General features: G+C 62.7%; 30 protein-coding genes and 1 tRNA gene. 12 read left to right on the top strand and 19 right to left on the bottom strand.

The genetic code is table 11. From position 1 onward, the window contains the following. The first annotated feature begins 26 nt into the window (after positions 1-26). The 5 genes from lolA to cysG are packed head-to-tail and all read left to right on the top strand — an operon-like array spanning position 27 to position 5,062. Positions 27-650 carry an outer membrane lipoprotein chaperone LolA gene (lolA, locus tag HU766_RS20410; protein ID WP_033696739.1) on the top strand — a complete coding sequence of 208 codons (624 nt, stop codon included), beginning with the start codon at positions 27-29 and terminating at the stop codon, positions 648-650. Between the two features lie 12 nt (positions 651-662). Beyond that, positions 663-1,988 carry a replication-associated recombination protein A gene (locus HU766_RS20405; RefSeq protein WP_033696740.1) on the top strand — a complete coding sequence of 442 codons (1,326 nt, stop codon included), beginning with the start codon at positions 663-665 and terminating at the stop codon, positions 1,986-1,988. Beyond that, entirely contained in the window at positions 1,985-2,359 is a 375-nt protein-coding gene (gene crcB / locus HU766_RS20400) for a fluoride efflux transporter CrcB (RefSeq protein ID WP_033696741.1), read from the top strand. Before HU766_RS20405 ends, crcB begins: the two co-directional genes overlap by 4 nt. 30 nt (positions 2,360-2,389) lie before the next feature. Then, positions 2,390-3,670 carry a serine--tRNA ligase gene (gene serS, locus HU766_RS20395; protein WP_033696744.1) on the top strand — a complete coding sequence of 427 codons (1,281 nt, stop codon included), beginning with the start codon at positions 2,390-2,392 and terminating at the stop codon, positions 3,668-3,670. Then, the gene (gene cysG, locus HU766_RS20390; protein ID WP_186660140.1) at positions 3,671-5,062 is read left to right on the top strand and encodes a siroheme synthase CysG; all 1,392 of its coding nucleotides are present in this window, start codon (positions 3,671-3,673) and stop codon (positions 5,060-5,062) included. A 34-nt stretch (positions 5,063-5,096) separates the two neighbouring features. Here the strand turns inward: cysG and HU766_RS20385 are convergent, their stop codons facing one another. From HU766_RS20385 to HU766_RS20350, 8 genes are all read right to left on the bottom strand, one after another. After that, complete coding sequence (locus tag HU766_RS20385) at positions 5,097-6,059, bottom strand: glutathione S-transferase family protein (protein ID WP_186660138.1); 963 nt, start codon at positions 6,057-6,059, stop codon at positions 5,097-5,099. A 95-nt stretch (positions 6,060-6,154) separates the two neighbouring features. After that, entirely contained in the window at positions 6,155-7,156 is a 1,002-nt protein-coding gene (locus HU766_RS20380) for a glycosyl transferase family protein (RefSeq protein WP_186660136.1), read from the bottom strand. Beyond that, a complete protein-coding gene (locus HU766_RS20375; protein WP_186660134.1) occupies positions 7,153-7,488 on the bottom strand; it encodes a TusE/DsrC/DsvC family sulfur relay protein in 336 nt (111 codons plus the stop codon). Before HU766_RS20375 ends, HU766_RS20380 begins: the two co-directional genes overlap by 4 nt. After that, on the bottom strand, positions 7,485-7,781 hold the full coding sequence (gene tusB / locus HU766_RS20370) for a sulfurtransferase complex subunit TusB (RefSeq protein WP_186660131.1): 297 nt from the start codon (positions 7,779-7,781) through the stop codon (positions 7,485-7,487). Before tusB ends, HU766_RS20375 begins: the two co-directional genes overlap by 4 nt. Then, entirely contained in the window at positions 7,781-8,140 is a 360-nt protein-coding gene (tusC, locus tag HU766_RS20365) for a sulfurtransferase complex subunit TusC (RefSeq protein WP_033696752.1), read from the bottom strand. Before tusC ends, tusB begins: the two co-directional genes overlap by 1 nt. Position 8,141: 1 nt before the next feature. Then, on the bottom strand, positions 8,142-8,534 hold the full coding sequence (tusD, locus tag HU766_RS20360) for a sulfurtransferase complex subunit TusD (protein WP_186660129.1): 393 nt from the start codon (positions 8,532-8,534) through the stop codon (positions 8,142-8,144). A 117-nt stretch (positions 8,535-8,651) separates the two neighbouring features. Then, complete coding sequence (locus HU766_RS20355; protein ID WP_033696754.1) at positions 8,652-10,031, bottom strand: uracil-xanthine permease family protein; 1,380 nt, start codon at positions 10,029-10,031, stop codon at positions 8,652-8,654. A 189-nt stretch (positions 10,032-10,220) separates the two neighbouring features. Further along, complete coding sequence (locus HU766_RS20350; RefSeq protein ID WP_033696755.1) at positions 10,221-10,892, bottom strand: Bax inhibitor-1/YccA family protein; 672 nt, start codon at positions 10,890-10,892, stop codon at positions 10,221-10,223. 133 nt (positions 10,893-11,025) lie between these two features. Here HU766_RS20350 and HU766_RS20345 point away from each other — a divergent pair. After that, positions 11,026-11,113, top strand: a tRNA-Ser gene (locus HU766_RS20345). Positions 11,114-11,304: 191 nt separating this feature from the next. Here the strand turns inward: HU766_RS20345 and HU766_RS20340 are convergent. Together HU766_RS20340 and HU766_RS20335 are read right to left on the bottom strand one after the other, a co-directional pair. After that, entirely contained in the window at positions 11,305-11,484 is a 180-nt protein-coding gene (locus HU766_RS20340; protein ID WP_033696799.1) for a hypothetical protein, read from the bottom strand. A 208-nt stretch (positions 11,485-11,692) separates the two neighbouring features. Next, a complete protein-coding gene (locus HU766_RS20335; protein ID WP_033696800.1) occupies positions 11,693-11,878 on the bottom strand; it encodes a hypothetical protein in 186 nt (61 codons plus the stop codon). A gap of 399 nt (positions 11,879-12,277) precedes the next feature. Here HU766_RS20335 and HU766_RS20330 point away from each other — a divergent pair, with 399 nt between their 5' ends. Then, positions 12,278-12,706: an SH3 domain-containing protein gene (locus HU766_RS20330; protein WP_238338641.1), complete on the top strand. Its 429-nt coding sequence runs from the start codon at positions 12,278-12,280 to the stop codon at positions 12,704-12,706. Between the two features lie 349 nt (positions 12,707-13,055). Continuing rightward, positions 13,056-13,250, top strand: coding sequence for a hypothetical protein (locus HU766_RS20325; RefSeq protein WP_186660127.1), 195 nt, complete (start codon positions 13,056-13,058; stop codon positions 13,248-13,250). A gap of 132 nt (positions 13,251-13,382) precedes the next feature. Here the strand turns inward: HU766_RS20325 and HU766_RS20320 are convergent, their stop codons facing one another. Beyond that, positions 13,383-14,288: a LysR family transcriptional regulator gene (locus HU766_RS20320; protein ID WP_186660125.1), complete on the bottom strand. Its 906-nt coding sequence runs from the start codon at positions 14,286-14,288 to the stop codon at positions 13,383-13,385. Positions 14,289-14,386: 98 nt separating this feature from the next. Between HU766_RS20320 and HU766_RS20315 the strand changes: the two genes are divergently transcribed. Continuing rightward, on the top strand, positions 14,387-15,148 hold the full coding sequence (locus HU766_RS20315; protein ID WP_186660123.1) for a TSUP family transporter: 762 nt from the start codon (positions 14,387-14,389) through the stop codon (positions 15,146-15,148). Position 15,149: 1 nt separating this feature from the next. Here the strand turns inward: HU766_RS20315 and HU766_RS20310 are convergent, their stop codons facing one another. From HU766_RS20310 to HU766_RS20295, 4 genes are all read right to left on the bottom strand, one after another. Then, the gene (locus tag HU766_RS20310) at positions 15,150-16,574 is read right to left on the bottom strand and encodes a GGDEF domain-containing protein (RefSeq protein ID WP_047581866.1); all 1,425 of its coding nucleotides are present in this window, start codon (positions 16,572-16,574) and stop codon (positions 15,150-15,152) included. Between the two features lie 138 nt (positions 16,575-16,712). Continuing rightward, on the bottom strand, positions 16,713-18,542 hold the full coding sequence (locus HU766_RS20305) for an SLC13 family permease (protein WP_186660121.1): 1,830 nt from the start codon (positions 18,540-18,542) through the stop codon (positions 16,713-16,715). A 138-nt stretch (positions 18,543-18,680) separates the two neighbouring features. Beyond that, positions 18,681-19,067: a glycine zipper domain-containing protein gene (locus HU766_RS20300; protein WP_033696807.1), complete on the bottom strand. Its 387-nt coding sequence runs from the start codon at positions 19,065-19,067 to the stop codon at positions 18,681-18,683. 74 nt (positions 19,068-19,141) lie between these two features. After that, positions 19,142-19,330 carry a hypothetical protein gene (locus HU766_RS20295; protein WP_186660119.1) on the bottom strand — a complete coding sequence of 63 codons (189 nt, stop codon included), beginning with the start codon at positions 19,328-19,330 and terminating at the stop codon, positions 19,142-19,144. A gap of 224 nt (positions 19,331-19,554) precedes the next feature. Here HU766_RS20295 and HU766_RS20290 point away from each other — a divergent pair, with 224 nt between their 5' ends. Further along, entirely contained in the window at positions 19,555-20,706 is a 1,152-nt protein-coding gene (locus tag HU766_RS20290) for a GGDEF domain-containing protein (protein WP_186660117.1), read from the top strand. Positions 20,707-20,716: 10 nt separating this feature from the next. Here HU766_RS20290 and HU766_RS20285 read toward each other — a convergent pair whose 3' ends face one another. After that, positions 20,717-21,019: an RcnB family protein gene (locus HU766_RS20285; protein ID WP_095064291.1), complete on the bottom strand. Its 303-nt coding sequence runs from the start codon at positions 21,017-21,019 to the stop codon at positions 20,717-20,719. A 114-nt stretch (positions 21,020-21,133) separates the two neighbouring features. Here HU766_RS20285 and HU766_RS20280 point away from each other — a divergent pair, with 114 nt between their 5' ends. Continuing rightward, positions 21,134-21,484 (top strand): hypothetical protein, encoded by a 351-nt coding sequence (locus HU766_RS20280; RefSeq protein WP_186660115.1) that lies wholly within the window; start codon positions 21,134-21,136, stop codon positions 21,482-21,484. Positions 21,485-21,539: 55 nt separating this feature from the next. Next, on the top strand, positions 21,540-22,361 hold the full coding sequence (locus tag HU766_RS20275) for a class I SAM-dependent methyltransferase (RefSeq protein WP_186660113.1): 822 nt from the start codon (positions 21,540-21,542) through the stop codon (positions 22,359-22,361). Here HU766_RS20275 and HU766_RS20270 read toward each other — a convergent pair whose 3' ends face one another. The 3 genes from HU766_RS20270 to HU766_RS20260 form a co-directional block, all read right to left on the bottom strand. Then, positions 22,362-23,129, bottom strand: coding sequence for an SDR family oxidoreductase (locus HU766_RS20270; protein ID WP_019470688.1), 768 nt, complete (start codon positions 23,127-23,129; stop codon positions 22,362-22,364). A gap of 23 nt (positions 23,130-23,152) precedes the next feature. After that, positions 23,153-24,220 (bottom strand): phosphotransferase family protein, encoded by a 1,068-nt coding sequence (locus tag HU766_RS20265; RefSeq protein ID WP_186660111.1) that lies wholly within the window; start codon positions 24,218-24,220, stop codon positions 23,153-23,155. Positions 24,221-24,406: 186 nt separating this feature from the next. After that, positions 24,407-24,724: an SCP2 sterol-binding domain-containing protein gene (locus HU766_RS20260; RefSeq protein ID WP_186660108.1), complete on the bottom strand. Its 318-nt coding sequence runs from the start codon at positions 24,722-24,724 to the stop codon at positions 24,407-24,409. Positions 24,725-24,726: the final 2 nt, after the last annotated feature.

The raw sequence follows: 24,726 nt of genomic DNA, 5'->3' as shown, positions 1-24,726 counted from the left end.
TCATAGACTGCCCTACGAGGATTTCCATGCGCGCGATTCGCATGCTGTTGGTTTCTGCCCTGGCCATGGGCTCTGTGTCGGCCCACGCCGGCGAGCTGGACGTAAAGCGCCTGACCCAGTTGCTGGAAAAGTCGCAAACCATCGATGCCAAGTTCTCTCAACTGACGTTGGGTGCCGACGGCACCAGCCTGCAGGAAACTGCCGGGCAGATGACCGTCAAGCGCCCGGGCCTGTTCTACTGGCATACCGATGCCCCGCAGGAGCAGGTAGTGGTGTCCGATGGCAAGATGGTCACCCTGTGGGACCCGGACCTGGAACAGGCCACCATCAAGAAGCTCGATGTGCGCCTGAACCAGACCCCGGCGCTGTTGCTGTCCGGTGACGTGTCGAAGATCAGCCAGAGCTTCGATATCGACTCCAAGGAGCAGGGCGAAGTGATGGACTTCACCTTGAAGCCGAAAACCAAGGACACCCTGTTCGACTCGCTGCGTGTTTCGTTCCGCAAGGGCCTGATCAATGACATGCAACTGATCGACAGCGTCGGCCAGCGCACCAACATCCTGTTCACCGGGGTGAAGGCCAACCAGGCGGTGCCGGACAGCAAGTTCAAGTTCGATGTCCCGAAAGGCGCGGACATCATCCAGGAGTAAGCGGAGCCCGTGATGGACCTGTTTCGAAGCGAACCCGTCGCCCAGCCCCTGGCTGCTCGCCTGCGCCCGTCCAACCTGGACGAGTACGTCGGCCAGGAGCACCTGCTGGCGCGCGGCAAGCCGCTGCGCGAGGCGCTGGAGCAGGGGGCTTTGCACTCAATGATCTTCTGGGGCCCGCCCGGGGTCGGCAAGACCACCCTGGCGCGGTTGCTGGCGCAGTTCTGTGATGCCCACTTCGAAACCGTCTCGGCGGTGCTGGCGGGGGTCAAGGAAATTCGCCAGGCGGTCGAGGTGGCCAAGCAGCAGGCGGCCCAGTATGGCCGTCGGACCATCCTGTTCGTCGACGAAGTGCACCGCTTCAACAAGTCCCAGCAGGACGCTTTTCTGCCCTATGTGGAAGACGGCACGCTGATCTTCATCGGCGCCACCACCGAAAACCCCTCCTTTGAGCTGAACAATGCCTTGCTCTCGCGGGCGCGGGTGTACGTGCTCAAGAGCCTGGACGAGCCGGCCCTGCGCAAGTTGGTCGACCGGGCCCTCAGCGAGGAGCGCGGCCTGGGCCAGCACAACCTGCGGGTTGGCGACGAGGCCTTCAAGATGCTCATGGCTGCCGCCGACGGCGATGGCCGGCGCATGCTCAATTTTCTCGAAAATGCCTCGGACCTGGCTGAAGATGGCAGCGAAATTGCTGTCGAGCTGCTGCAAAGCCTGCTCGGCGACAGCCGCCGCCGTTTCGATAAAGGGGGCGAGGCGTTCTATGACCAGATCTCGGCGCTGCACAAGTCGGTGCGCGGCTCCAACCCCGATGCGGCCTTGTACTGGTTCGCGCGCATGCTCGATGGTGGCTGCGACCCGCTGTACATCGCCCGTCGCGTGGTGCGCATGGCCAGCGAAGACATCGGCAACGCCGACCCTCGCGCCTTGAGCCTGTGCCTTTCGGCCTGGGACGTGCAAGAGCGCCTGGGCAGTCCCGAGGGTGAGCTGGCAGTCGCCCAGGCCATCACCTATATCGCCTGCGCGCCGAAGAGCAACGCGGTGTACATGGGCTTCAAGACCGCCCTGCGCGAGGCCGCCGAGCACGGCTCGCTGGAGGTGCCGCTGCACCTGCGCAACGCCCCGACCAAATTGATGAAGCAACTGGGCTATGGCGATGAGTACCGCTACGCCCATGACGAGCCCGATGCCTACGCGGCGGGTGAAGATTACTTCCCCGACCAGCTTGAACCCCGCCAGTACTATCAGCCCGTCCCCCGTGGCCTGGAGCTGAAGATCGGCGAGAAGCTTCGGCACCTGGCCGAGCTGGATCGCAGCAGCCCCCGACAACGGAGAAAACCGTGATTGCACTGATCGCCGCCGTCAGTGCGGGCGGTGTCGCCGGCACGTTGCTGCGCTTTGCCACCGCGAACTGGGTGGTTGCCCACTGGCCACGGCACTTCTATCTCGGTACGCTGGCGGTCAACCTGATCGGCTGCCTGCTGATCGGCCTGCTCTACGGCCTGTTCTTGCACAAGCCGATGGTGCCGGCCGAGCTGCGCGCCGGCCTGATGGTCGGCTTTCTTGGCGGCTTGACGACGTTTTCCTCTTTTTCGCTCGATACCGTACGCCTCATGGAAAGCGGGCAGATGCCCCTGGCTTTGGGCTATACCGGTATCAGCGTGGTGGGCGGGCTGCTCGCGACCTGGGCCGGCCTGTCCCTGACCCGATTCTGAACCAACACTTACATATAACGAGAGAACGATATGCTCGATTCCAAACTGTTACGCGGCCAACTTCAGGAAGTGGCGGATCGCCTGGCCTCCCGTGGCTTCAGCCTGGATGTCGCGCGCATCGAATCACTGGAAGAGCGCCGCAAGGCGGTGCAGACCCGCACCGAGCAGCTGCAGGCCGAGCGTAACGCCCGCTCCAAGTCCATCGGCCAGGCCAAGGCAAAAGGCGAGGACATCGCGCCGCTGATGGCCGATGTCGAGCGCATGGCCAATGAGCTGGCAGCCGGCAAGGTCGAACTGGACGGCATCCAGGCTGAACTGGACGCCATCCTGCTGACCATCCCCAACCTGCCGGACGCCAGCGTGCCGGTCGGCGCCAGCGAAGACGACAACGTCGAAGTGCGCCGTTGGGGCACGCCGACAGCGTTCGACTTCGAAATCAAGGACCACGTCGCCCTGGGCGAGGTCAGCGGTGGCCTGGACTTCGAAGCCGCTGCCAAGCTGTCTGGCGCACGCTTTGCCGTGCTGCGTGGCCCGATCGCCCGCCTGCACCGCGCCCTGGCGCAGTTCATGATCAACCTGCACACCGGCGAGCACGGCTACGAAGAACACTACACCCCGTACCTGGTACAGGCACCGGCCCTGCAGGGTACCGGCCAGTTGCCCAAGTTCGAGGAAGACCTGTTCAAGATCACCCGTGAAGGCGAAGCCGACTTCTACCTGATCCCGACGGCCGAGGTTTCGCTGACCAACCTGGTCGCGGGTGAAATCCTCGATGCCAAGCAACTGCCGCTCAAGCTGGTCGCCCACACCCCGTGCTTCCGCAGTGAAGCCGGCGCTTCGGGCCGTGATACTCGCGGCATGATCCGCCAGCACCAGTTCGACAAGGTCGAGATGGTGCAAGTGGTCGAGCCGTCCAAGTCGATGGAAGCCCTGGAAGGCCTGACAGGCAACGCCGAGCGTGTGCTGCAACTGCTGGAGCTGCCGTACCGCGTACTGGCGCTGTGCACCGGCGACATGGGCTTTGGTGCGGTGAAGACCTACGACCTGGAAGTGTGGGTGCCAAGCCAGGACAAGTACCGCGAGATCAGCTCCTGCTCCAACTGCGGTGACTTCCAGGCCCGTCGCATGCAAGCCCGCTGGCGCAACCCGGAAACCGGCAAGCCAGAGCTGGTGCACACCCTCAATGGCTCTGGCCTGGCGGTAGGCCGCACCCTGGTGGCGGTCCTTGAGAACTATCAGCAGGCCGACGGTTCGATCCGTGTGCCTGAGGTGCTCAAGCCGTATATGGGTGGCGTCGAGGTCATCCGCTAAATGGATTACCTGCCACTGTTCCACAAGCTGCAGGGCGGCCGGGTACTGGTTGTCGGTGGCGGTGAAATTGCCTTGCGCAAGGCGCGCCTGCTGGCTGATGCCGGCGCCGCGCTGCGCGTGGTGGCGCCCGAGGTTGATGGCCAATTGGCTGCATTGGCCCGGGAAGGTGGCGGTGAGGTGCTGGTGCGCGGTTATCAGGCGTCCGACCTGGTCGGTTGCCGGCTGGTGATCGCGGCCACCGACGACCCTGGGCTCAACGCTCAGGTGTCGGCCGATGCCCAGTCGCTCAACCTGCCGGTCAATGTGGTGGATGCGCCGGCCCTGTGCACGGTGATCTTCCCGGCCATCGTCGACCGCTCGCCGTTGGTGGTGGCTGTCTCCAGTGGCGGTGATGCGCCGGTCTTGGCGCGCTTGATTCGCGCCAAGCTGGAGGCGTGGATCCCTTCGGCGTACGGCGAACTGGCCGGGTTGGCCGCGCGTTTCCGGCACCAGGTCAAACGCCTGTACCCGGACGTCAACCAGCGTCGCGGTTTCTGGGAAAACGTATTCCAGGGCCCGGTTGCCGAGCGCCAGCTGGCCGGGCAGGGCGCCGAGGCCGAGCGCTTGTTGCAGGCGATGGTCGATGGTGCGCCGGTGCAGCAGGGCGGTGAGGTGTATCTGGTGGGCGCGGGGCCGGGCGATCCGGACTTGCTGACCTTCCGTGCCTTGCGCCTGATGCAGCAGGCCGATGTGGTGCTGTACGACCGCCTGGTGGCCCCGGCCATCATCGAGATGTGCCGGCGTGATGCCGAGCGTATCTACGTGGGCAAGCGTCGCGCCGAGCATGCCGTGCCGCAGGACCAGATCAACCGTCTACTGGTCGACCTGGCCAAGCAGGGCAAGCGTGTGCTGCGGCTCAAGGGTGGCGATCCGTTCATCTTTGGGCGGGGTGGCGAGGAGATCGAGGAACTGGCCGAGCAGGGCATCCCGTTCCAGGTGGTACCGGGTATTACTGCGGCCAGTGGTTGCTCTGCCTATGGCGGCATCCCGCTGACCCATCGCGATTATGCGCAGTCGGTGCGCTTCGTGACCGGGCACCTGAAGGACGGGACCAGTAACCTGCCTTGGAATGACCTGGTGGCGCCGAACCAGACCCTGGTGTTCTACATGGGGCTGGTGGGCTTGCCGACCATTTGCGCCGAGCTGATTCGTCATGGGCGTGCGGCCAGCACACCTGCGGCGCTGGTGCAGCAGGGGACGACGCGTAATCAGCGGGTGTTCACCGGTACCCTGGCGGATTTGCCGAGCCTGGTCGCCCAGCATGAAGTGCATGCGCCGACCCTGGTGATTGTCGGGGAAGTGGTGCAGTTGCGTGAGAAGCTGGCTTGGTTTGAAGGGTCGCAACAAAGCTGAAATCGAACGGGGCCGCTTTGCGGCCCCGGCGTTATCAGCTATTAAGCCATATCCCACGCCCCGCCAAACGCTCCCGATCATGCGCCAGGCCAAAGTCCTGCAGCGGCCCCTTGGGCACGATCCCATTCGGGTTGATGGTCTTGTGGCTCATGTAATAGTGCTTCTGGATGTGCTCCATATCCACCGTCTGCGCCACCCCTGGCCACTGGTATAGCTCGCGCAGCCAGTTTGACAGGTTCGGGTAATCGGCCAGGCGCCGCAGGTTGCACTTGAAGTGCCCGTGATACACCGCGTCGAAGCGCACCAGCGTGGTGAACAGGCGCACATCGGCCTCGGTCAGGTACTCACCGGCCAGGTACCGCTGGCGGCTCAGCAGCGCTTCCAGATGAGCCAGCTCATTGAACACCTCGTCGAATGCCGCTTCGTACGCGTCCTGCGTCGTGGCGAAACCTGCGCGGTATACGCCATTGTTCACCGCCGGGTAGATCCGCTCGTTCAGTGCGTCGATCGTTGGGCGCAACGGCTCTGGGTACAGGTCCAGGCGATTGCCGGTCAACTCGTCGAAGGCACTGTTGAAGATGCGGATGATCTCGGACGATTCGTTGTTGACGATGCGCTTCTCTTTCTTGTCCCAGAGCACCGGCACGGTGACACGCCCAGTGTAATGCGGATCATCCTGCGTATAGCGTTGGTGCAGGAACTCGAGGCCGTCGAGGTGATCGCCGCTGGAGCCCTGCTGCTGGTCGAAGGTCCAGCCGTTTTCTTGCATCAGCCAGCTCACCACCGACACATCGATAAGCGGCTCCAGGCCCTTGAGCGCACGCACGATCAGGGTGCGGTGGGCCCATGGGCAAGCCAGCGAGACGTACAGGTGATAGCGGCCGGCTTCAGGCGCGGGCAGGGAGTTGCGGCGCTGGGCGTTTTCGCGTTTGAAGGCGCCGTCTTTGCCTGTTTCATACCACTGGTCGTGCCAGCGGCCGTCGATCAAAAGGCCCATGCTGAGCTCCTCGGAACAAAGTTGTTTGTCGTTGGAGCCCAGTCTAGGGAAAATCGTTCGAACAAATAGCGCAAAGACTCGGGGTCTTTGATCGATTAAATCGATGTGTTGCGTTCGCTCCAGTAACGGCGCGCGGTGGCGAAGGCGTCTTCACGATGCTGGCCAAGGCCGCGCAGGGCCAAAGCCATGGTGGCGACCACCGCCATTTCGCCGTAACTGTCCTCGGCATCACCTTGCCACACGGCAAGCAGCTGCTGCGGTTGCAGGCTAGGCGGTTTGACGTGACGCCGTTCGCTCAGGGCTGGCCACTCTTCATCCCAGGCCTCGCCAGCGCTGGTGCCGTAGAGGTGGCTGATGACGTCGGGGTTGACTTCGATTTCGCCGCCGTCGCCCTTGATCACCACGGCGTGGTCGCCGAGCAGGCGGCTGGCTTCGCGGTGCACCGCCTGGTAGCCCGGGTGGAAGATGCTCTGCAGGCCGCAGCGTGCGCCCAGCGGGTTGAGTACCCGTGCCAGCGAATGAATCGGCGAGCGCAGGCCCAGGGTGTTGCGCAGATCAATCATGCGTTGTAGCTGCGGCGCCCAGTCTTGTAGCGGGAAGAACGCCAGGCGCTGCTGGTCGAGCGCGGTACCGACTGTGGACCAGTCACGGCACAGTGGGATGTGCAGCAGTGCAAGCAGTTGTTCGGTGTACATGCGCCCGGCGGTATGGGCACCGCCACCATGCATCAGGATACGCACGCCGTTGTTGGCCAGGCACTTGGCGGCCAGCAGGTACCAGGGCAGGTGACGTTTCTTGCCGGCATAGGTGGGCCAGTCCAGGTCCACGGCAATATGCGGGGCCTGCAGGTGCGCGCGCAGGGCCTCGGTGAAGCCGGCCAGTTCCTCGGCGCTTTCTTCCTTGTGGCGTAGCAGCATCAGGAAGGCACCCAGTTGAGCGTCTTCGACCTTGTCCTCCAGCAGCAAGGTCATTGCTGTATGGGCTTCCTCGCGGGTCAGGCCGCGCGCGCCGCGCTTGCCTTTGCCAAGTATGCGCACGAATTCGGCGAACGGGTGTTCGGCGGGGGTTTGCAGGGTGAGCGGGCGTGGTTCGATCATATGCAGTTGGTCGGCTTGGGCAGGCCCGCCAGCTTGGCGGCAAGTTTGGCGGGAGTGCCGTTGAACAGGCGGTTCAGGTGCGCGCTGTTGCCCTTTTCGGGCCCCAGCTTGAGGGCGGTGTACTTGATCAGTGGGCGTGTGGCCGGGGAGAGCTGGAATTCCTGGTAGAACTGGCGCAGCAGTTCGAGGATTGCCCAGTGGTCCTCGGTCAACGGGATACCTTCGCGTGCGGCGAGGGCATTGGCAACGGCAGGGGACCAGTCTTGCAGGTCGACCAGAAAACCGTCTTTGTCCAAGGCAATCGCCTGATCACCAACATTGAGGGTACTCATAACCAGCTGTTGACCTTGTCGTAATGCAGTGACAGCTGGACGAATGCGGCGTAGTCCACGGGCGTGGCCAGGTGGTTGGCAACTGCGCGGGCTTGTAGGTCTTCGTCGAGGGCGAACAGGCGCTGGCTGAGGTTTGCGCCCTGCAACAGGCGCTGTGGTTCGCTGCCGGTGTGCAGTGCATAGACCGCATCGCCACACAGCAGCAGTGCATCGTCGGCACCTAGCAGGCGCAGGCAGCTGGCCAGCCGGTTGTCGCCAAAGGGCGAATGGGCAATTACATGCAGGGTCGTCATCAGAGCGTTACCACCTGGTCGAAACGGGCGATCAATGCAGCCAGGGCCGCGTCGTCCAGCACTTGTACGGGCAGTTCCAGGGTGTCGGCTGCCAGGCCGCGCTGGCGCAAGCTGTGGCTGCAGGCGAACAGTGCTTCTACGCCGAACATCGGCAAGGCCTGCAGGTTGGCGCCAAGGTTTTTCTGTTGCAGGGCGGTGGGCTGCTGGCCTGGGGCAAGCTGGAACACACCGTCATCGAGGAACAGCATGCCCAGCGGCAGGTCGAACGCGCCCCCGGCCAATGCGATGTCCAGCGCTTCGCGGGCCGATGGGCCGTTCCAGGGGGCCTGGCGGCTGATGATCAACAAGGACTTGGCCATTTCAATCGCCTCCGAAGCAGATCAGGCGATCGGCACTCTGCGCCGCCTCGTGCAGTTGGCCGAGCCCCGACAGCTCCCAGGGCTTGGGCAGGTTCGCGGCCGGGCGTTGATAGCGGCTGGCCTCGGCTTCGTCGAGCACGCCACGGCGCAGGGCGGCGGCAATGCACACTACAGCGTCCAGTTGGTGGCTGTCGATGAAGGTGCGCCATTGGGCGGCGACATCCAGCTCATCCTGAGGGGTGACCACATTGGCCGAGGCACTGTGTACCCCGTCCTGGTAGAAGAACAGCCGGGCAATCTCATGCCCGCCGGCCAGCACCGCGTCGGCAAAGCGCAGCGCGCGGCGCGAGGAGGGCGCATGGGCCGGGGAAAATACCGCGATAGCGAATTTCATGGACAACTCATGCAAGGGAATGCCGCCATGATAAAGCAAAAAAGCCCATCCCCGCTTATGCAACGGCCTTGTGGCCTTGCGCAAAGGGGTGGGCTTTTCAGCTGAGGCGCCGAATGATCAGGCGCGCTCTTTACTCTCTGGCAGGAACCAGTTCAATACCAAGGCGCAGATACCGCCGGTAGCGACGCCGGACTCCAGCACATTGCGGATTGCCGCTGGCATGTGGGCCAGAAACTCTGGCACCTGAGCCACACCCAGGCCCAGCGCCAGCGATACCGCGATGATCAGCAGGGCGCGACGGTCCAGCTGAGTGCTGGCCAGAATGTTGATGCCCGAGGCCGCTACCGCGCCGAACATGACCATGGCCGCACCACCGAGTACCGGCTCCGGTACCGCCTGGATCACCCCGGCAACCGATGGAAACAAGCCCAGCAGCACCAGCATGACAGCGATCCAGATGCCGATGTGACGGCTGGCGATGCCGGTCAGCTGAATGACGCCGTTGTTTTGGGCAAAGATCGAGCTGGGGAAGGTGTTGAACAGGCCAGCCAGCAGCGAGTTGGCGCCGTTGACCAGCACCCCGCCCTTGATCCGTTGCATCCACACCGGGCCTTCGACTGGCTGGCGCGAGACCTTGCTGGTAGCCGTGACGTCACCGATGGCTTCCAGCGACGTCACCAGGTAGATCACCAGCATCGGAATGAACAGCGCCCACGAGAAGCTCAAGCCAAAGTGCAAAGGTGTTGGCACCTGGAACAGCGCGGCCTCGTGCATGCCGGTGAAGTCCAGGCGGCCCAGGTAGCCGGCCAGTGCATAACCGACCGCCAGGGCGATGACGATGGCGCAGCTGCGCATCCAGACCACCGGGATGCGGTTGAGGATGACGATGATCGCCAGCACCACACCCGACAGCAGCAGGTTCTCGCCATTGGCGAAAGTGCCATTGGCCATCGCGCCAAAGCCGCCGCCCATGCTGATCAGGCCGACCTTGATCAGGGTCAGGCCGATCATCAGCACGACGATGCCGGTCACCAGCGGGGTGATCAGGCGTTTGACGAACGGCAGGATGCGCGACACGCCCATTTCCACGAAGGAGCCTGCAATCACCACGCCGAAGATGGCTGCCATCACGCCTTCAACCGGCGTGCCTTGCTTGACCATCAACGCGCCACCGGCAATCAGCGGCCCGACGAAGTTGAAGCTGGTGCCTTGGACAATCAGCAGCCCCGCACCGAACGGCCCGAAGCGCTTGCACTGGACGAAGGTGGCGATACCGGAGATCACCAGCGACATCGACACGATCAGGTTGGTGTCACGTGCCGAGACGCCAAGCGCCTGGCAAATCAGCAGGCCCGGCGTGACGATTGGTACGATGATCGCCAGCAGATGCTGCAGCGCCGCCAGCAGGCCGATCAGCAGCCGCGGCTTGTCCTCAAGGCCAAGCACCAGTTCATTGGCAGGCGCCGATGCGCCTGGGCTGTGTTCGTGTGAGCTCATTGCACAAAGCTGCCCTGGGAGAAAAAAGGAGCGCATTCTACGGGCTGAGGCGCGTCAGGGGTAGTGGCAAGCACGATGGCAGCATGATCGGTGGCTATTCACTCAATAAGCTGACTTTTAGGTCAATCTCTGCTCGTGAAAAAGCCCGCCGAAGCGGGCTTTCCTTTTACTGCATTCGACCAATCGCAATCAGTCGTCGCGGCCCATGATGCCGAACAGCTGCAGCAGGCTGACGAACAGGTTGTAGATCGATACATATAGGCTGATGGTCGCCATGATGTAGTTACGCTCACCGCCATGGATGATCGCGCTGGTCTGGAACAGGATGCAGACCGACGAGAACAGCACGAAGCCAGCGCTGATCGCCAGTTGCAGGCCGCTGATCTGGAAGAAGAAGCTGGCAACCACTGCACCCAGCAGCACGAAGAAGCCTGCGGTGATGAAGCCGCTGAGGAAACTCATGTCCTTGCGGGTGATCAGCACGTAGGCCGACAGACCACCGAACACCAGCGCGGTCATGGCGAAGGCCGAGCTGACCACTTCAGCGCCACCGGCCATACCCAGGTAGCGGTTGAGGATAGGGCCGAGGATGAAGCCCATGAAGCCGGTGAGGGCAAAGGTGGACACGATGCCCCAGGCCGAATCACGCAGTTTGTTGGTGAGGAAGAACAGCCCGTAAAAGCCGATCAGCACCACGAAAATATTCGGGTAGCCGACGCGCATCTGCTGGGCGACGAAGGCCATGACACCGCTGAAGGCGAGGGTGAGTGCCAGCAGGCTGTACGTGTTGCGCAGGACCTTGCTGATCTCCTGCTGCTCGACCTGCTGGCCGTGGTGTACGGCGTAATCCTGTTCGCGCATGGCGACACTCCTTGGTAAACCTGTGGTTTCAGACGTTCAGATGCTAGGAGTCTATCAGAGCTCCTGCAACCGGCGACATAGAGAGTTTGACAGCGTGTTTCATTACGGTATTATGGCGGCCGCAAAACGAGCTGGAAGCGTGGCCGAGTGGTTTAAGGCAACGGTCTTGAAAACCGTCGATGGGCAACTATCCTAGAGTTCGAATCTCTACGCTTCCGCCATATTCAAAGCCCTGATTATTCAGGGCTTTTTGCGTTTCTGAGGCATGCAGAAACTGCCCTTGGGAACCTTCTTTGCTTCTCGATCTGCAACCTGCGCCCGGCGCCAAGTCGCCCCCTGCACAAGCTTGCGCCTCGAGCTATCATCAAGTGCAGCGAAAGCTGCCCCTGCGAAGGCGGAGGCAGAAGGCGAGTCAGCGTTGGGCTTTTTGCTGCTGCATGCGCTGCAAACGCGAAACCGCGATCTGCACGGCCGCTGCCACGAGGCAGAGCAAGCCGATTTTCCAGCTGCCCTCAAGCCCGAAGTGCTCGGCTAGCTTGCCGGCGATGAGCACGCTAAAGAAGATGGCGGCAGGTAGGATCAATTTATTCATGGGCGCTTCCAGCGGCGAATGGCATAAGGCGTACAGGGTACACAATTCGCGTCGTGAGGCTTGGTCATCTTTGCCTGGCTGAACCTTTCGCAGGGTTACTTTTGTGCCAGTTACCGAGAGCCTACGGGGCAGGCGCAGGCGTGACCGACGCGCCCTTCAGCAATGTTCGTGAAGGGCGCGCACCCGCCGTACACGAAAATGCTTGGGCTCACTGCAATGTTGGCGGTCTGATCGTACCTTGCATATTGCTCAACACCGCCTCGATTCGCGCGATCTGTTGCGCAAGCTGATCCGCTTCCTTGTCATTGCCTTCCTGCCTGAGGCGGTCACGCGCCCGGCGCAGTGTCAGCAGGTTTTTCTGTAGTTTCAGGGCTGAGGAGTCGAACGGGTCCATGCTTTTCTCATGCGGTAGGCGTCCGTGCCGTTGTAGGAAAACTGGACCGTATCAGCTCGATTTTGCCGATGAAACTGATGTTTCATACAGGACCACGCTGCTGCCTAGAGTTGTCCTACGAACCACAGGACAAAATCCTACAAATCTTGAATCTGCCCATTTCAAGAAGTGTGTTTCAGATGGCGCTCAATACCGCGGATTGACGGGTATTGAAGCGAGTTCGATAGCGTCATCAGTTACAGTGATCTGTAGCAGGCGCGCCGTGAGCTTCGAAATCTTGTGTAGCAATTACAGGCCCTGAAGCGGGCCGCTGGCGAGGTTAATGGGCCACGGCTTTAGCAAATGCATATCAGATAGCATCTGCTACGATCTCTGATTTCCCTGGCCAAGGAGAGGCGTATGCATTACATCGTGATCGAGCCCCACCGCAGCGAATACCCGCACCCGCTTCGTTTCGTCAAGGGCACGCTGCTGGATATCGGCCCGCGTTATGAGGGGGAGCCGGGTTGGCAGGACTGGTACCTGTGCTCGTGCACCGGCCAGGAACCGGGCTGGGTGCCGGCCCAGCTCATCGAGCCGATCAGCGTGGGGCGGGGTAGGGCGCTTGATGACTACTCGGCCCATGAACTGGACGCCGACCCGGGGCAGTTGGTGCATACTTCGCCCGCTCAATGGTTGGATATGGTGCCGGCGCCAAGGCGATGGCGAGCTGGGCTGGTTGCCAGCAGAGAAGCTCAAGCAACTGAGTTGATTCAACTTGTTTCGACGAAATGTAGCGCACCTGCGGTGCATCTGATCTGCTTTTTTTCTGCAAACCTGAATCTGTAACCGTATCAGGCCAAGTAAGACAATATGCCCATCCCCGCATCACACTGTAGAGGTTCCGATGGGCAAGCTGACGCTGTTCCTGGGTGGTTTTCTGCTCCTGACCATTCTGATAGGTCTTTTAGGCACCATCCCGCCAAGCTGACATTCACCACACTTCCCCCTCTGCGGCCCGTCTGATTCGCCAGATGGGCCCGCACGTGCGCGCCCTTCGCCAATCCCGCCCGATCGCCATCGCTGGACCAGCGGTAGCTGCAAGTCATTCTCAAGTGTAAATGGCTCGTGTAGTCTCCCGCCGCCGCCATACGGCCCGCATGGACGGGCCGGTCTTTTGCCTTGGAGTCGAACATACATGGAATGCAAGAAAGGCACTTCAGCCATGCTGGAGTGGCGTTGCCGTTTTCTCGCTGAAGGCGCCCTCGACGAGGAGGGCTACGATGAGGCGCTACGCAGTGCCGGCGTGCTGGAACAGTCGGGAGTGATCAGCACCCCCGAATGGATCAAACTGGTCAAGCTGGCCAATTCGGCGTTGCTGCATGTGCGATAAGTCGTTCTTTGCGCTGGGAAATCTGTCCACAAAAAACGTGGGTAGGTCTGTGGATAAAATGCTGTAAGCCAAGCCGGAAGCGGGCTCTGTTAAATTGAGCAGAATTTGAACAGTCCTTTTCGGGGGCTTGGGTCAGGCCGACAGGCCGGCGCGGCGCAGGGCCTGCAACAGCTCACGCACCCGTGCGGGCAACTCGCCAGCGGGGTAGACCGCGTGCATTTGCGGGTCCTGGCCTGTGCTTGAAGTCAAGTGGTATTGCGGGCACACCCGCACCAGGCGCCCGGCTTCAACCTGGGCTTCGCCAACCCAGGCTGCCAGGCGCGCGATACCGCCCCCTGCCAAGGCGCTGTGGTATACGGCTTCGCCCGAATCCAGGCGAAGCCGTGGCGTCGGGCGCAGGCTGGTGATCTGGCCATCACGGCAGAAGTGCCAGGCTTTGAGTATGCGCGGGGCGGTATGCAGAATCAGTGCGTGGTCTTCCAACTGATCGGGGTGTTGCGGGTTGCCCGCCATGGCCAGGTAACCTGGGCTTGCATAGAGATGGCGGCGGTAGCTCCACAGCGGATAGCCGATCAGCTCGCTGGATTGCGGAAAGGCACCGCGCACCACGAAGTCGAATTTGTCCAGCAGTGGGTCCAGGGCGGCATCGCTGTACTGCACGTCCAGGGTCACTTGTGGATGGCGTTGGGAAAACGCGGCAAGTACCCGTGGCAGCACATGTTCAGCGAGCAATTGCGGCACGGCAAAACGGATCCAGCCTTGCGTACTGCCGCTGAGCGCGGCCAGCTCATCGGCTGCATCACGTTGCGCATCCAGCAAGCGTTCGGCATGGGGCAACAAGCGCTCGCCGGCTTCGGTGAGGGTCACGGCATTGGCGTTGCGGTTGAGCAGTTTGCTGCCGGCATTGTCTTCCAGGGTTTGCACCGCACGCGTCACTGCACTGGGTGAGCGGCCCAGGGCGCGCGCTGCGGCAACGAAGCTGCGCTTGTGCGCCACACTGACGAACGCCTGAATCTCCCGCAGCATGTCCAATGCCATTGCCTAGCCCTCGTTGCAGTTTTCGCAATGTGGCATTTCAACACAAGTGCGGCACTTTGATTAGCCTTGCAGCCTGACTCACTGCCTGGAGCTGCATCATGATGGATATCGCCGTACTTTCTGTATTCGCCTTTGCCGCCGGTTTGATCGACGCCGCCGTGGGCGGTGGTGGGCTGATTCAGATTCCGGCGTTGTTCAACGTGCTGCCCACCGCGCAACCGGCGGCCTTGCTGGGCACCAACAAGCTGGCCTCGGTGTGTGGTACGGCCTTTGCGGCGCGCTCGTTCATTCGCAAGGTCACGCTGGACTGGGGGCTGATTGTGCCCGCAGCGCTCAGTGCCTTCGTCATGTCGTTCGTCGGCGCCGCCACAGTATCGCTGGTGCCGCCCAGCGTGATGCGCCCGGCAGTGCTGGTGATGATCGTCCTGATGGCGATCTACACCTTCTGCAAGAAGGACTTCGGCACCTTGCACAAGCCCACGCAGATCGGTCGCAAGGAGCAGTGCCTGGCGGTGCTGATCGGCGGCGCGATCGGTTTCTACGATGGCCTGTTCGGGCCAGGCACCGGTAGCTTCCTGATCTTCCTGTTCATTCGCTTCTTCGCCCTGGACTTCCTGCATGCCTCGGCTTCGGCCAAGGTGGTGAACATCGCGACCAACCTGGCGGCGCTGGTGTTCTTCGTGCCGTCGGGCAACGTGTTGTACGCCATCGCCTTGCCGATGGCGGCATGCAACATTCTCGGCGCTTTGACCGGCACCTGGCTGGCGGTGCGCAAGGGGGCAGGGTTCGTGCGCGGGCTGTTCCTGATTTTGCTGTGCGTACTGATCGCCAAGCTGTCCTGGGACTTGCTGGTCGGGTGAGTCAGACCACCTGGCGCTGTGCCTCGGCCTGTTCGACACGGTTGCGGCCATGGGCCTTGGCCCGGTACAGCGCCTGGTCGGCGCGCGCCAGCAGTTCGTCCAGGCTCGGTGCCGGGGTCTCCGCGGCGCAGCCGTCCAGGCCGATGCTCACGGTAATCTGCAGGCGATGGTCGGCCTGCACCACATGCAGGTCCTGCACCGCCCGGCGCAGGCGTTCGGCGGTGAATTTGGCACGCTCCGGTGCAAGGCCCGGGAGGACCACGACAAACTCTTCGCCGCCCATGCGCGCGAACAGCTGCCCTTCGTGCAACTGGTCTTGCAGGGTACGGGCGAACTGGCGCAGCACTTTGTCACCGACCGCGTGGCCATGCGCGTCATTGATCGCTTTGAAATGGTCGATGTCCAGCATCATCAAGGTCAGCGGCAGTGCCGGGCCGTGTTGCTGGCGGCTGTCGAGCAGGGCGTTGGCACGGCGGGTGAACGCGCTGCGGGTCAGTACACCGGTCAGGTGATCGATGGTGGCCTGATGCGCCAGGCGCGCCAGCAGGCTGCGGTTGGCCTGGCTGACACAGGCCACCACCAGCGGGCCGAGCACCAGCATGGCGATGCCCAGGCGCGCCGACATCAGCGTAGTGACCCCCGGTTCGCTTTGCGGCACGCTGAAGTGCATGAGGTTTTGTGCGACCGCGACGATCAGCGTGCTGCCAGCGGTGAGCGTCAGTAGCGAGACCAGAAACGGCGGGTAAGTCCAGGCACACCACAACAGTGCGGCAATGGGGAAGGCAATGGCGCCTGGCCCACCAAAGGCAATGCTGAAGGCCAGCGAAGCAAGCAGCACCAGCAGGGGCGGCAAACGTACCGGCTGGGCGCCGCTGCGCATCAGGGCGCGTACCGAGGGGGCGGTCAGCAGCACTGGCAGCACCAGTACGCCGGTCGAGAACTGTTCGCTGAACCAGGCCAGCCAGGTGGCCTGCAGGGATTGCTCGAACCAGGGGGCGGCCATGACCGAGGCCAGGCTCGCCGCGACCATGGCACCGGCCGCGCAAGCGGCAAACACGCTGAGCACGCCATGCGGGCTGCGCATGCGGCGGTGCAGGCGCGGCACGCGTGCCAGCAACTGCCACACGCTGAACACCATGCCGAGGTTGCACAGGTTGAACCACAAGGCCGGCATCCAATCGCTGCCGCACAGCAGGTCGGCCGCCACCATGGCCAGCCACACCAGTGTGAAACCAAGGGCATTGGCCTGACGGGGGTAACGCAACAGCACGCCGACCAGTACCGCATTGACTGGCCAGAACAGCGACAGGGACTCGATCGGGCGTGCCAGGATGCCGCCCAGGGTCAAGGCAAAGGTCAGGCAAAGCAGAGCGACGTAGGACAACAAGCGCGATTGGGCTGGAAAAACCATGAACTCGACCGGCAAGCGGAAACGAAATCCAGGACAACGCCTTGAAGCACCTGGGGCAATTACGTATCAGTGTGTTTCCACAGGGCAGTGGGTGTCAATCTGCCGCGATCCGGCTGGATAATGGCAAATTGCCTGCGCCCCCTGTCGATTTCATCACAAGCCGAAGAACCACGGCACCATCAGTACGGTGACCAGCATCACCAGCAAGGTAAAAGGGACGCCGACTTTGACGAAGTCACCGAAGCGGTACTGCCCAGGCCCGAGCACCAGGGTGTTGACGGGTGACGAGACGGGCGTCATGAACGCTGCCGATGCGGCGAGGGCCACAGTCATGGCGAACGGGTAGGGCGACATGCCCAACTGCGTGGCGGTGCTGATTGCTACCGGTGCCATCAGCACGGCGGTGGCGGTGTTGGAGATGAATAGGCCGATCACTGCGGTCACGGCAAACAGACAGGCCAGAATGGCCCTGGGCCCGGCGTCGCCGAGCAAGCTGACCAGGCCGGTCACTGCCAGGTCGATACCGCCGGTTTTCTGCAGGGCCAGGGCGAAGGGCAGCATACCGACGATCAGTACCAGGCTCTGCCAATGGATGGCCCGGTAAGCGCTGTTCATGTCGATGCAGCGGCCCGCGCCCATCAACAGGCAGCCGATCAAGGCGGCGATGACATTGGGCACCGCGCCGCTGACCATCAGGCCGACCATCACCGCCAGGCTCAGCAAGGCCTGAGGTGCGCGCCTGCGGGCCGGGGCGACCTGATCGACTTCGGCAGGCAGGCTCAACACCAAAAAGTCGTGGGGGTTGCTTTGCAGTTGACGCACGGCTTTCCAGGGGCCGACCACCAGCAGCGTATCGCCCAGGCGCAGCTTTTCTTCCACCAGTTGCTCTTCGATGGCGGCCTGTTCACGGCGCAAACCCACCACGTTGAGGCCGAAGCGGCTACGGAACGCCAGCTCGAGGATGCTCTTGCCGACCAACTGCGAGCCGGGAGGCAGCGACACTTCGGCCATGCCCAGCTCCTGGGACTGGTCGATGAAGTACGCCGCCTTGAAGTGCAGGGGTTCCAGTTGCATGGTCTGGCACAGGCTGCGCAGGTCGTCGCGGTTGGCGAACAGGTCGAGCAACAGCACGTCACCTTGGTGCAGCACGGTGTTGGAGTCGGCCGCGATGACCCGCGTGGTGAACTTGTGCTGGCGTTCGATGCCGATCACGTTGGCGCCATGCCGGGTGCGCAGCTCCAGCTCACCCAGGGTATGGCCGATCAGCGGCGAGTGGGGGCGGATGCGCAGGCGCCGCTCGCGGCCGTTGAGCTTGTAGTCCAGCACCAGGTCGAGCAGCGTACGGCGGGTTTCCACGCGGCCGTCCTTGCGCACTTCACCATTGAGCCAGTGGCGCGTCAGCAGCATGTAGCCGATGCCCAGCACAAGCACCACCAGGCCGAACGGGGTAAAGCTGAAGAAGTTGAAGCCCTGCTCGCCATGGCGCACCAGTTCACTGTGCACCACCACGTTGGGGGGCGTGGCCACCAGGCTGAGCATGCCGCTGATCAGGCCGGCGAAGCTCAAGGGCATCATCAGGCGGCTGGGTGACAGTTTGAGGCGCGCGGCGATGCTCAGCACCACCGGTATGAAGATCGCCACCACCCCGGTCGAACTCATCACCGAGCCCAACCCCGCTACCGCCACCATCAGCAATACCAGCAGGCGCGCTTCACTGTTGCCGGCGCGCTCGCTCATCCACTCGCCAATGCGGTAGGCGATGCCGGTGCGTACCAGGCCTTCGCCGATCACGAACAGGGCAGCGATCAGCACCACATTGGGGTCGCTGAAGCCGGCCAGGGCCTGTTCCACGGTAAGGATGCCCGATAACGGCAGGGCGAGAATCACCATCAGCGCGACCACGTCCATGCGCGGGCGGTTGATGATGAAGAGGACGACGACGATGGCCAGCAGGCCGAGGACCCAGAGCAGCTCTTGGTTCATGGGGAGGGGGTGTTCCTTCACACGGGGGCACGGTAGACAGTAGCAGCCAGTGTGCCAGCTTGCGGTGAAGGGTGTGTTGACGTGCTGCAGGGTTTCACAAGCAAAAGGGGCTGCCGAGCAACCCCTTGGTCACCTGGATCAGTGGCGGTGACGGCGGTGCTTCTTGCCGTTGTTGTCGCCCAGGTGGTTGCCGATGGCACCCCCTGCAGCACCGCCCAGGCCGGCACCGATGGTCGAACCGGCAGAGCCACCGACCTTGCCGCCCAGCAGCGAACCACCCGCCGAACCCAGGCCACCGCCGATGGCGGCTTCGGTGCGGTTGCCCTTGCGTGCGCCTACCGCACTGCCGGCCGCGCCGCCGACACCGGCACCAATCGCAGCGCCGGTGCTGCCGCCGATCTGTTGACCGACAACGTTACCCAGTACACCACCCAGGCCACCGCCAATGGCGGCGGTACCGTCACCGGCGAAAGCGCCCTGGCACAGCAGCAGGCCGAGAGCAAGGGAAGGCAGAGTCAGACGCATGGTACGAACCTCAAAAGGAATCATCAGGTAAAGGTGCCGCGCAACGGGCGGCGGGTCAGGGGTGCAAAGACGCTTCAGCGGTAGTAGCGGTCACCGCGGTATTGACGGTGGTCATCGTCATCGTCGCGGTCATGCCGATGATGGTGGCGCTGGACACGGTCGCGATCACGCCAGCCATCGTCGTCGTCATGGTAGCGATGGCTGTGGCAACCAGCGGTCAGCAGGATGGCGGCAACCAACGAGAAGCTTGCAAGGCGGGTCATCACGATATAGGTCCTTGATCCGCAAAGGTTTACGGGGCACTTCCTGAGACTGGGAACGGTCCATTTGGTTTCCTTGGCAGGCAAAATTTTGTCAGGCGCGCGATCGGCGGCGTGCCTGCCGGCTGCTGTTCTGTCCCGCTCGGTCATGGCCGAGCCGCGGGTCGGCCACTAAACTGCACAGCAAGCCGCAGCCAAGACGGCAAACTGCCACACGGTGAATCACGATGATCGCCCACACCCCCACGTTGTTCGCCGCCGTTGCCCTGGTTGCAACCATTCTGGCCTTCTGCCTGCTGCTGGTCGGGCGCAGCAACCGCCGCGACAACCTGATGCTGACCGGTTGCGGGCTGCTGGTGCATGCCTTGGCCTATGTGTGCTACACGCTCTATGCCCAAGCGCCGTTGTGGGTCAGCTATGGCTTGGGCAACAGCCTGCTGTCCCTGGCCTTGGCGTTCTATTCGGCCAGCCTGTTCCGGGTGCGCGAGCAAGCGATCCCGTGGCGGATGATCTTCGTCATTCCCGCCGTCATGCTTTTGGGGCTGATGCTGCTGCTCGATACCCTTGAGCCCCGCATGTTGCTGGCGACGCTGGTGCTGATGCTGCAGTGTTCGATGATCCTGTATTGGGCGCGGCGTTACGTCGAGCGGCCGGGCAGGGCGCACCTGCTGCTGCAGATCGGTGCGCTGATCAGCCTGGTCGGGCTGGGCATGCGCGCCGTGGCTGTGGCCAATGGCACGGCCGTGGAAATGCGCTACGACACCAGTAACCTCAAGCAAAGCATTTCGGTGGCAATCGGCACGGCCACGGTGATGATGTATTCGATCGGGCTGGTGCTGATGGCAAAGGAACGCAGCGAATCACGCCTGCAGCACCTGGCCCTGTGCGATGTGCTCACGGGTACCTACAATCGCCGGGCGATCCTCGAGCGCTTCGTCGTCGAGCTGGACCGCGCCCGGGACGCGCAGAGCAGCCTGGCCGTGGCCATGATCGACATCGATCACTTCAAGCGCATCAACGACCTGTACGGGCACCTGGCCGGTGACGAGGTGCTGTGCCATTGCGTGCGCCAGTTGCAGCAACGCTTGCGTCAGGGAGACAGCCTGGGCCGCTATGGCGGCGAGGAATTTTTGCTGCTGTTGCCCGAAACCGACCGCGTTGGCGCAATGGCGGCGCTGCAGGGCTTGCGTGAGGCCATTGCCCGCAGCCCCGCACGCTTTGCCAGCGATGAAATCGAGCTGCGTTTCAGTGTCGGATTGTGGTGCAGTGTGCCCGGCGCCAACGACAACACGGCCAGCCTGCTTGCCCAGGCCGATGCAGCGCTGTACCAGGCCAAGGCCGCCGGGCGCAACACGGTGCACATGGCGGCCTATGTGTAGCTCGGCAGGGTCAGGACGCGGGGTGGATGGCCAGGACCACACCATTGGTGATCTGCACCAGCACATAGTGCTCGCCCATGCGCACCCAGTGGCTTTCCTTTTCGGGGGCCGGCAGGCCTTTGGCTTTCCAGTCTTTTACCGTCTGGTCATCGCGTTTGTATTGGTCGGGGGCCTTGTCACCTACCTTGAGTTCGCGGTTGTGGGTTTCCGGCCCGGTGATGCTTTCTTCGGCTGAGGGCGCGGCAGAGGCGGCCAGCGGTAGGCAGGGCAGGGCGGCGAGCAGCAGTGAAGGCAGCAGGTGATGCAGTTTCATGGCGGTTTCCTTGTGACGGCATGTCCTTACTGCGACAGCGGCGTGCCGCCAACAATTCACTCGCGGTGCCTGCCAGTGCTAGAGTCGCCTTCTTTTTTGCCCTGAGGGTTGAACATGCGAGCAATTCTGCCGATGGCCGCGGTACTGATGCTGGTCGGTTGTGCTTCTGCGACCATGGAAACGGCACGTGGCGGCAAGCCGACCGCGCAGCTCGATTCGCACAAGGCGCCCGCGCTGGTGGCCCAGTGCATCCAGTTCAGCTGGCAGGAAGAGGCGGTGTTCGGGGTTGATGCCAGTGGCTACCTGGAGCCGCGCAAGCAGGGTGGTTTCACGGTGTATACCCGCGATGCCGAAGCGTTCGTGGATATCTATCCGCAAGCAGACGGAACGCGGGTCGACTACTACGCGCAAAACAATGACAGTGTGGCCCTGCAACGGCGCGCGGCGGCGGCGACCTGCCTGTAATGATGAAGGCCTGACCAGGGCTGCCGAGACCCGACACGTAGACAAGGACGTAAGCATGGACCGATCACTGCAACTCAACCGCAGCAGTTGGGACGAACGAGCCCCCTTGCATGCGGCCTCGAAAGACTATGAGGTCGAACGGCTCGTCGAGCACCCGGCGCATCTTTCCGAAACCGTTCGCTTCGACCTGCCGTTGCTAGGCGATATCCGCGGGCTCAACACCGTTCACCTGCAGTGCCACATCGGTACCGATACCCTCTCGCTCGCCCGCCTGGGCGCGATGGTCTGCGGCCTGGATTACTCCGGGGCTTCGCTGGCCGAGGCGCGGGCACTCGCCGAGCGCTGCGCGGTGCCGATCGACTATGTAGAGTCGGATGTCTATGCCGCCGACCAGGTGTTGCCCGCAGGTAGCTTCGACCTGGTCTATACCGGCATCGGCGCACTCTGCTGGCTGCCCCACATCGAACCGTGGGCGCGTACGGTGGCAGCCCTGCTCAAACCGGGTGGGCGGTTGTTCCTGCGCGATGGCCACCCGATGCTGATGGCGGTCAACGAAGACCATCAGGACCGCCTGTTGATCGAGTATCCGTACTTCGAGCACGACACTCCGACGGTCTGGCATAACGACCAGACGTACGTCGAAACCGATCAGCGCCTGGTCCATACCGAGACCCATGAGTGGAACCACGGCCTGGGCGAGGTGATCAGTGCGTTGCTGGCGCATGGGCTGCAACTGACAGCTCTGGTCGAGCACCAGAGCATCCCTTGGGAGGCGCTGCCGGGCCAGATGGACAAAGGTGCCGACGGCGAGTGGCGCTTGCGCCAGCAGCCGTCACGCCTACCTTTGAGCTACACCCTGCAGGCAATCAAGGCCTGATCAGGACAGGTAACCGCCGTCGACGTTGAGTGCGGTGCCGGTGGTGTAGCTGGAGGCATCGCTGGCCAGGTACAGCACCGCGCCGGCCATTTCCTTGGGGTCGGCCACGCGCTTGAGCGGGATCTGCTGCAGGGCAGCGTTGAGGATGGCGTCGTTCTTCACCAGTGCCGAGGCGAACTTGGTGTCAGTCAGGCCTGGCAGCAGCGCATTGCAGCGGATGCCGAACTGTGCACATTCCTTGGCGAAGACCTTGGTCATGTTGATCACCGCCGCCTTGGTCACCGAATAGATGCCCTGGAAATGCCCCGGCGAGACGCCGTTGATCGACGCCACATTGATGATGCTGCCGCCGCCGTGTTCGCGCATCAGCTTGCCGGCTTCCACCGACATGAAGAAGTAACCACGAATGTTGACGTCCACGGTCTTCTGGAAGGCGTTCAGGTCGGTGTCCAGCACGTTGCAGAACTGCGGGTTGGTGGCGGCGTTGTTGACCAGGATATCCAGGCGCCCGAACTGTTCGCGGATACCGGCGAACACCTGCTGGATCTGCTCCATCTCGCCGATGTGGCAGGCCACTGCAGTTGCCTTGCCCCCCGCGGCAATGATCGCCTCGGCGACCTGCTGGCAGCCGTCCAGCTTGCGGCTGGAGACGATCACGTGGGCGCCCTGCTGGGCCAGCAGGTGGGCAATGGCTTCACCGATGCCGCGGCTGGCGCCGGAAACGAAGGCGATCTTGCCGTCAAGGTCGAACAAGTGGGTCTTGGACATGCTGTTTTCCTTGTTGTCTGTCGTCAGAGCGTGGTGTTGGCGATGACCTTCAAGGCCATCTGCTCCAGCAGCCGGTTCATGTGGATGAACTGAGCGAAGCGCTTGTCCTGGGTCTGGCCGTGGTAGTAGCGGTAGTAGATCTGTTGCACGATGCCGGCGAGGCGGAACAGGCCATAGCAATAGTAGTAATCGAAGTTGTCCAGGCGGATACCGGCGCGCTCGGCGTAGTAATCGACGAACTGGCGACGGCTCAGCATCCCAGGGGCGTTGCTGGGTTGGCGACGCATCAGTTGCATCGGCGCCGGGTCACCCGCTTCGATCCAGTAGGCCAGGCTGTTGCCCAGGTCCATCAGCGGGTCGCCAATTGTGGCCATCTCCCAATCCAGCACGCCGATGATGCGCATCGGGTTGTCGGCGTCGAGGATCACATTGTCGAAGCGGTAGTCGTTATGCACGATGCCGGGGCGCGGATGGTCGGCGGGCATCTTCTCGTGCAGCCAGGCGATGACCTGCTCCCAGCGTGGCGCATCCTCGGTGATAGCTTTTGCATAGCGGCTGGTCCAGCCCTCGACCTGGCGATGCACATAGCCTTCCGGCTTGCCCAGGTCGGCCAGCCCGCAGGCCTGGTAATCGACTTGGTGCAGTTCCACCAGGCGGTCGATGAAGCTTTTGCACAGGGCTTCGGTCTTGGCGGCGTCAAGGTTGAGTTCAGCGGGGATGTCCGAGCGCAGGATGATGCCCTTGACCCGCTCCATCACGTAGAACTCGCCGCCTATCAGGCGCTCGTCGGTGCAGTGCACGTACGCCTTGGGGCAGTACGGGAACCCATCGTTGAGCTGATTGAGAATGCGGAACTCGCGGCCCATGTCGTGGGCCGACTTGGCCTTGTGGCCGAACGGCGGCCGGCGCAGTACAAAGTCGCGGCCCGGGTAGCTGACCAGGTAGGTGAGGTTGGAGGCGCCGCCAGGGAACTGGCTGATGCTCGGCAAACCCGCCAGGCCGGGGATATGGGCCTTGAGATAAGGGTCGATGACGGCCGCGTCGAGTTCTTCGCCGGGGCGTACCTGGGTGGACTGATCGGTGAGCGTCATGCGTTTTCCTTATAATCGATCGCAAGGACTATTGGCTAATTTAATGGCCTGCGAGAACTGGAACAAGCGTCCTAGTAGTCATATAGACAAGGGTGTTGCAGGTGGATCAATCGCCTTGATGGGGTGGGCAAAAAAAAACCGAAGCCGGTCAGGCTTCGGTTTTTCATCGCTCGGCGTGCCCGTCACTCAGGAAGGGAACAGCTCGCTCAGTTTCATCGACAGCATCATGTCGCCCTCGACGCGCAGCTTGCCGCCCATGAAGGCCTGCATGCCGTCGGTCTCGCCACTGACGATACCCTTGAGGGTCTCGCTGTCCAGCACCAGGGTGCAGTTGGCGTCTGGGTTCTCGCCTTCCTGGATGTCGCAGGTACCGTCTTTGACGATCAGCGCGTACTTTTTGCCTTCGTCGGTGATGTCGAAGCCGAACACCAGGTCCAGGCCGGCGGCAGCGGCTGGGTTGAACTTCTCTTGCATCTTCTTAACGGCATCAGCTACGGAGGTCATGG

Source organism: Pseudomonas sp. SWRI77 (assembly GCF_014269105.1).
GTDB classification, from domain to species: Bacteria; Pseudomonadota; Gammaproteobacteria; order Pseudomonadales; family Pseudomonadaceae; genus Aquipseudomonas; species Aquipseudomonas capeferrum.
This window is presented reverse-complemented; position numbering and strand designations above follow the sequence as displayed.

Bases quoted from the DNA above. Each gene is read 5' to 3' on its own strand.
- HU766_RS20350 (WP_033696755.1), bottom strand. From the start codon at position 10,892: ATGCGCGAACAGGATTACGCCGTACACCACGGCCAGCAGGTCGAGCAG.
- HU766_RS20280 (WP_186660115.1), top strand. From the start codon at position 21,134: ATGCGAGCAATTCTGCCGATGGCCGCGGTACTGATGCTGGTCGGTTGT.
- HU766_RS20335 (WP_033696800.1), bottom strand. From the start codon at position 11,878: ATGGACCCGTTCGACTCCTCAGCCCTGAAACTACAGAAAAACCTGCTG.
- HU766_RS20405 (WP_033696740.1), top strand. From the start codon at position 663: ATGGACCTGTTTCGAAGCGAACCCGTCGCCCAGCCCCTGGCTGCTCGC.
- HU766_RS20305 (WP_186660121.1), bottom strand. From the start codon at position 18,542: ATGAACCAAGAGCTGCTCTGGGTCCTCGGCCTGCTGGCCATCGTCGTC.
- HU766_RS20380 (WP_186660136.1), bottom strand. From the start codon at position 7,156: ATGATCGAACCACGCCCGCTCACCCTGCAAACCCCCGCCGAACACCCG.
- HU766_RS20265 (WP_186660111.1), bottom strand. From the start codon at position 24,220: ATGACGCTCACCGATCAGTCCACCCAGGTACGCCCCGGCGAAGAACTC.
- HU766_RS20375 (WP_186660134.1), bottom strand. From the start codon at position 7,488: ATGAGTACCCTCAATGTTGGTGATCAGGCGATTGCCTTGGACAAAGAC.
- HU766_RS20385 (WP_186660138.1), bottom strand. From the start codon at position 6,059: ATGGGCCTTTTGATCGACGGCCGCTGGCACGACCAGTGGTATGAAACA.
- HU766_RS20295 (WP_186660119.1), bottom strand. From the start codon at position 19,330: ATGACCCGCCTTGCAAGCTTCTCGTTGGTTGCCGCCATCCTGCTGACC.
- cysG (WP_186660140.1), top strand. From the start codon at position 3,671: ATGGATTACCTGCCACTGTTCCACAAGCTGCAGGGCGGCCGGGTACTG.
- HU766_RS20300 (WP_033696807.1), bottom strand. From the start codon at position 19,067: ATGCGTCTGACTCTGCCTTCCCTTGCTCTCGGCCTGCTGCTGTGCCAG.
- HU766_RS20290 (WP_186660117.1), top strand. From the start codon at position 19,555: ATGATCGCCCACACCCCCACGTTGTTCGCCGCCGTTGCCCTGGTTGCA.
- HU766_RS20270 (WP_019470688.1), bottom strand. From the start codon at position 23,129: ATGTCCAAGACCCACTTGTTCGACCTTGACGGCAAGATCGCCTTCGTT.
- HU766_RS20315 (WP_186660123.1), top strand. From the start codon at position 14,387: ATGATGGATATCGCCGTACTTTCTGTATTCGCCTTTGCCGCCGGTTTG.
- tusD (WP_186660129.1), bottom strand. From the start codon at position 8,534: ATGAAATTCGCTATCGCGGTATTTTCCCCGGCCCATGCGCCCTCCTCG.
- HU766_RS20320 (WP_186660125.1), bottom strand. From the start codon at position 14,288: ATGGCATTGGACATGCTGCGGGAGATTCAGGCGTTCGTCAGTGTGGCG.
- HU766_RS20260 (WP_186660108.1), bottom strand. From the start codon at position 24,724: ATGACCTCCGTAGCTGATGCCGTTAAGAAGATGCAAGAGAAGTTCAAC.
- serS (WP_033696744.1), top strand. From the start codon at position 2,390: ATGCTCGATTCCAAACTGTTACGCGGCCAACTTCAGGAAGTGGCGGAT.
- HU766_RS20325 (WP_186660127.1), top strand. From the start codon at position 13,056: ATGGAATGCAAGAAAGGCACTTCAGCCATGCTGGAGTGGCGTTGCCGT.
- HU766_RS20355 (WP_033696754.1), bottom strand. From the start codon at position 10,031: ATGAGCTCACACGAACACAGCCCAGGCGCATCGGCGCCTGCCAATGAA.
- HU766_RS20340 (WP_033696799.1), bottom strand. From the start codon at position 11,484: ATGAATAAATTGATCCTACCTGCCGCCATCTTCTTTAGCGTGCTCATC.
- HU766_RS20285 (WP_095064291.1), bottom strand. From the start codon at position 21,019: ATGAAACTGCATCACCTGCTGCCTTCACTGCTGCTCGCCGCCCTGCCC.
- HU766_RS20330 (WP_238338641.1), top strand. From the start codon at position 12,278: ATGCATTACATCGTGATCGAGCCCCACCGCAGCGAATACCCGCACCCG.
- lolA (WP_033696739.1), top strand. From the start codon at position 27: ATGCGCGCGATTCGCATGCTGTTGGTTTCTGCCCTGGCCATGGGCTCT.
- tusC (WP_033696752.1), bottom strand. From the start codon at position 8,140: ATGGCCAAGTCCTTGTTGATCATCAGCCGCCAGGCCCCCTGGAACGGC.
- tusB (WP_186660131.1), bottom strand. From the start codon at position 7,781: ATGACGACCCTGCATGTAATTGCCCATTCGCCCTTTGGCGACAACCGG.
- HU766_RS20275 (WP_186660113.1), top strand. From the start codon at position 21,540: ATGGACCGATCACTGCAACTCAACCGCAGCAGTTGGGACGAACGAGCC.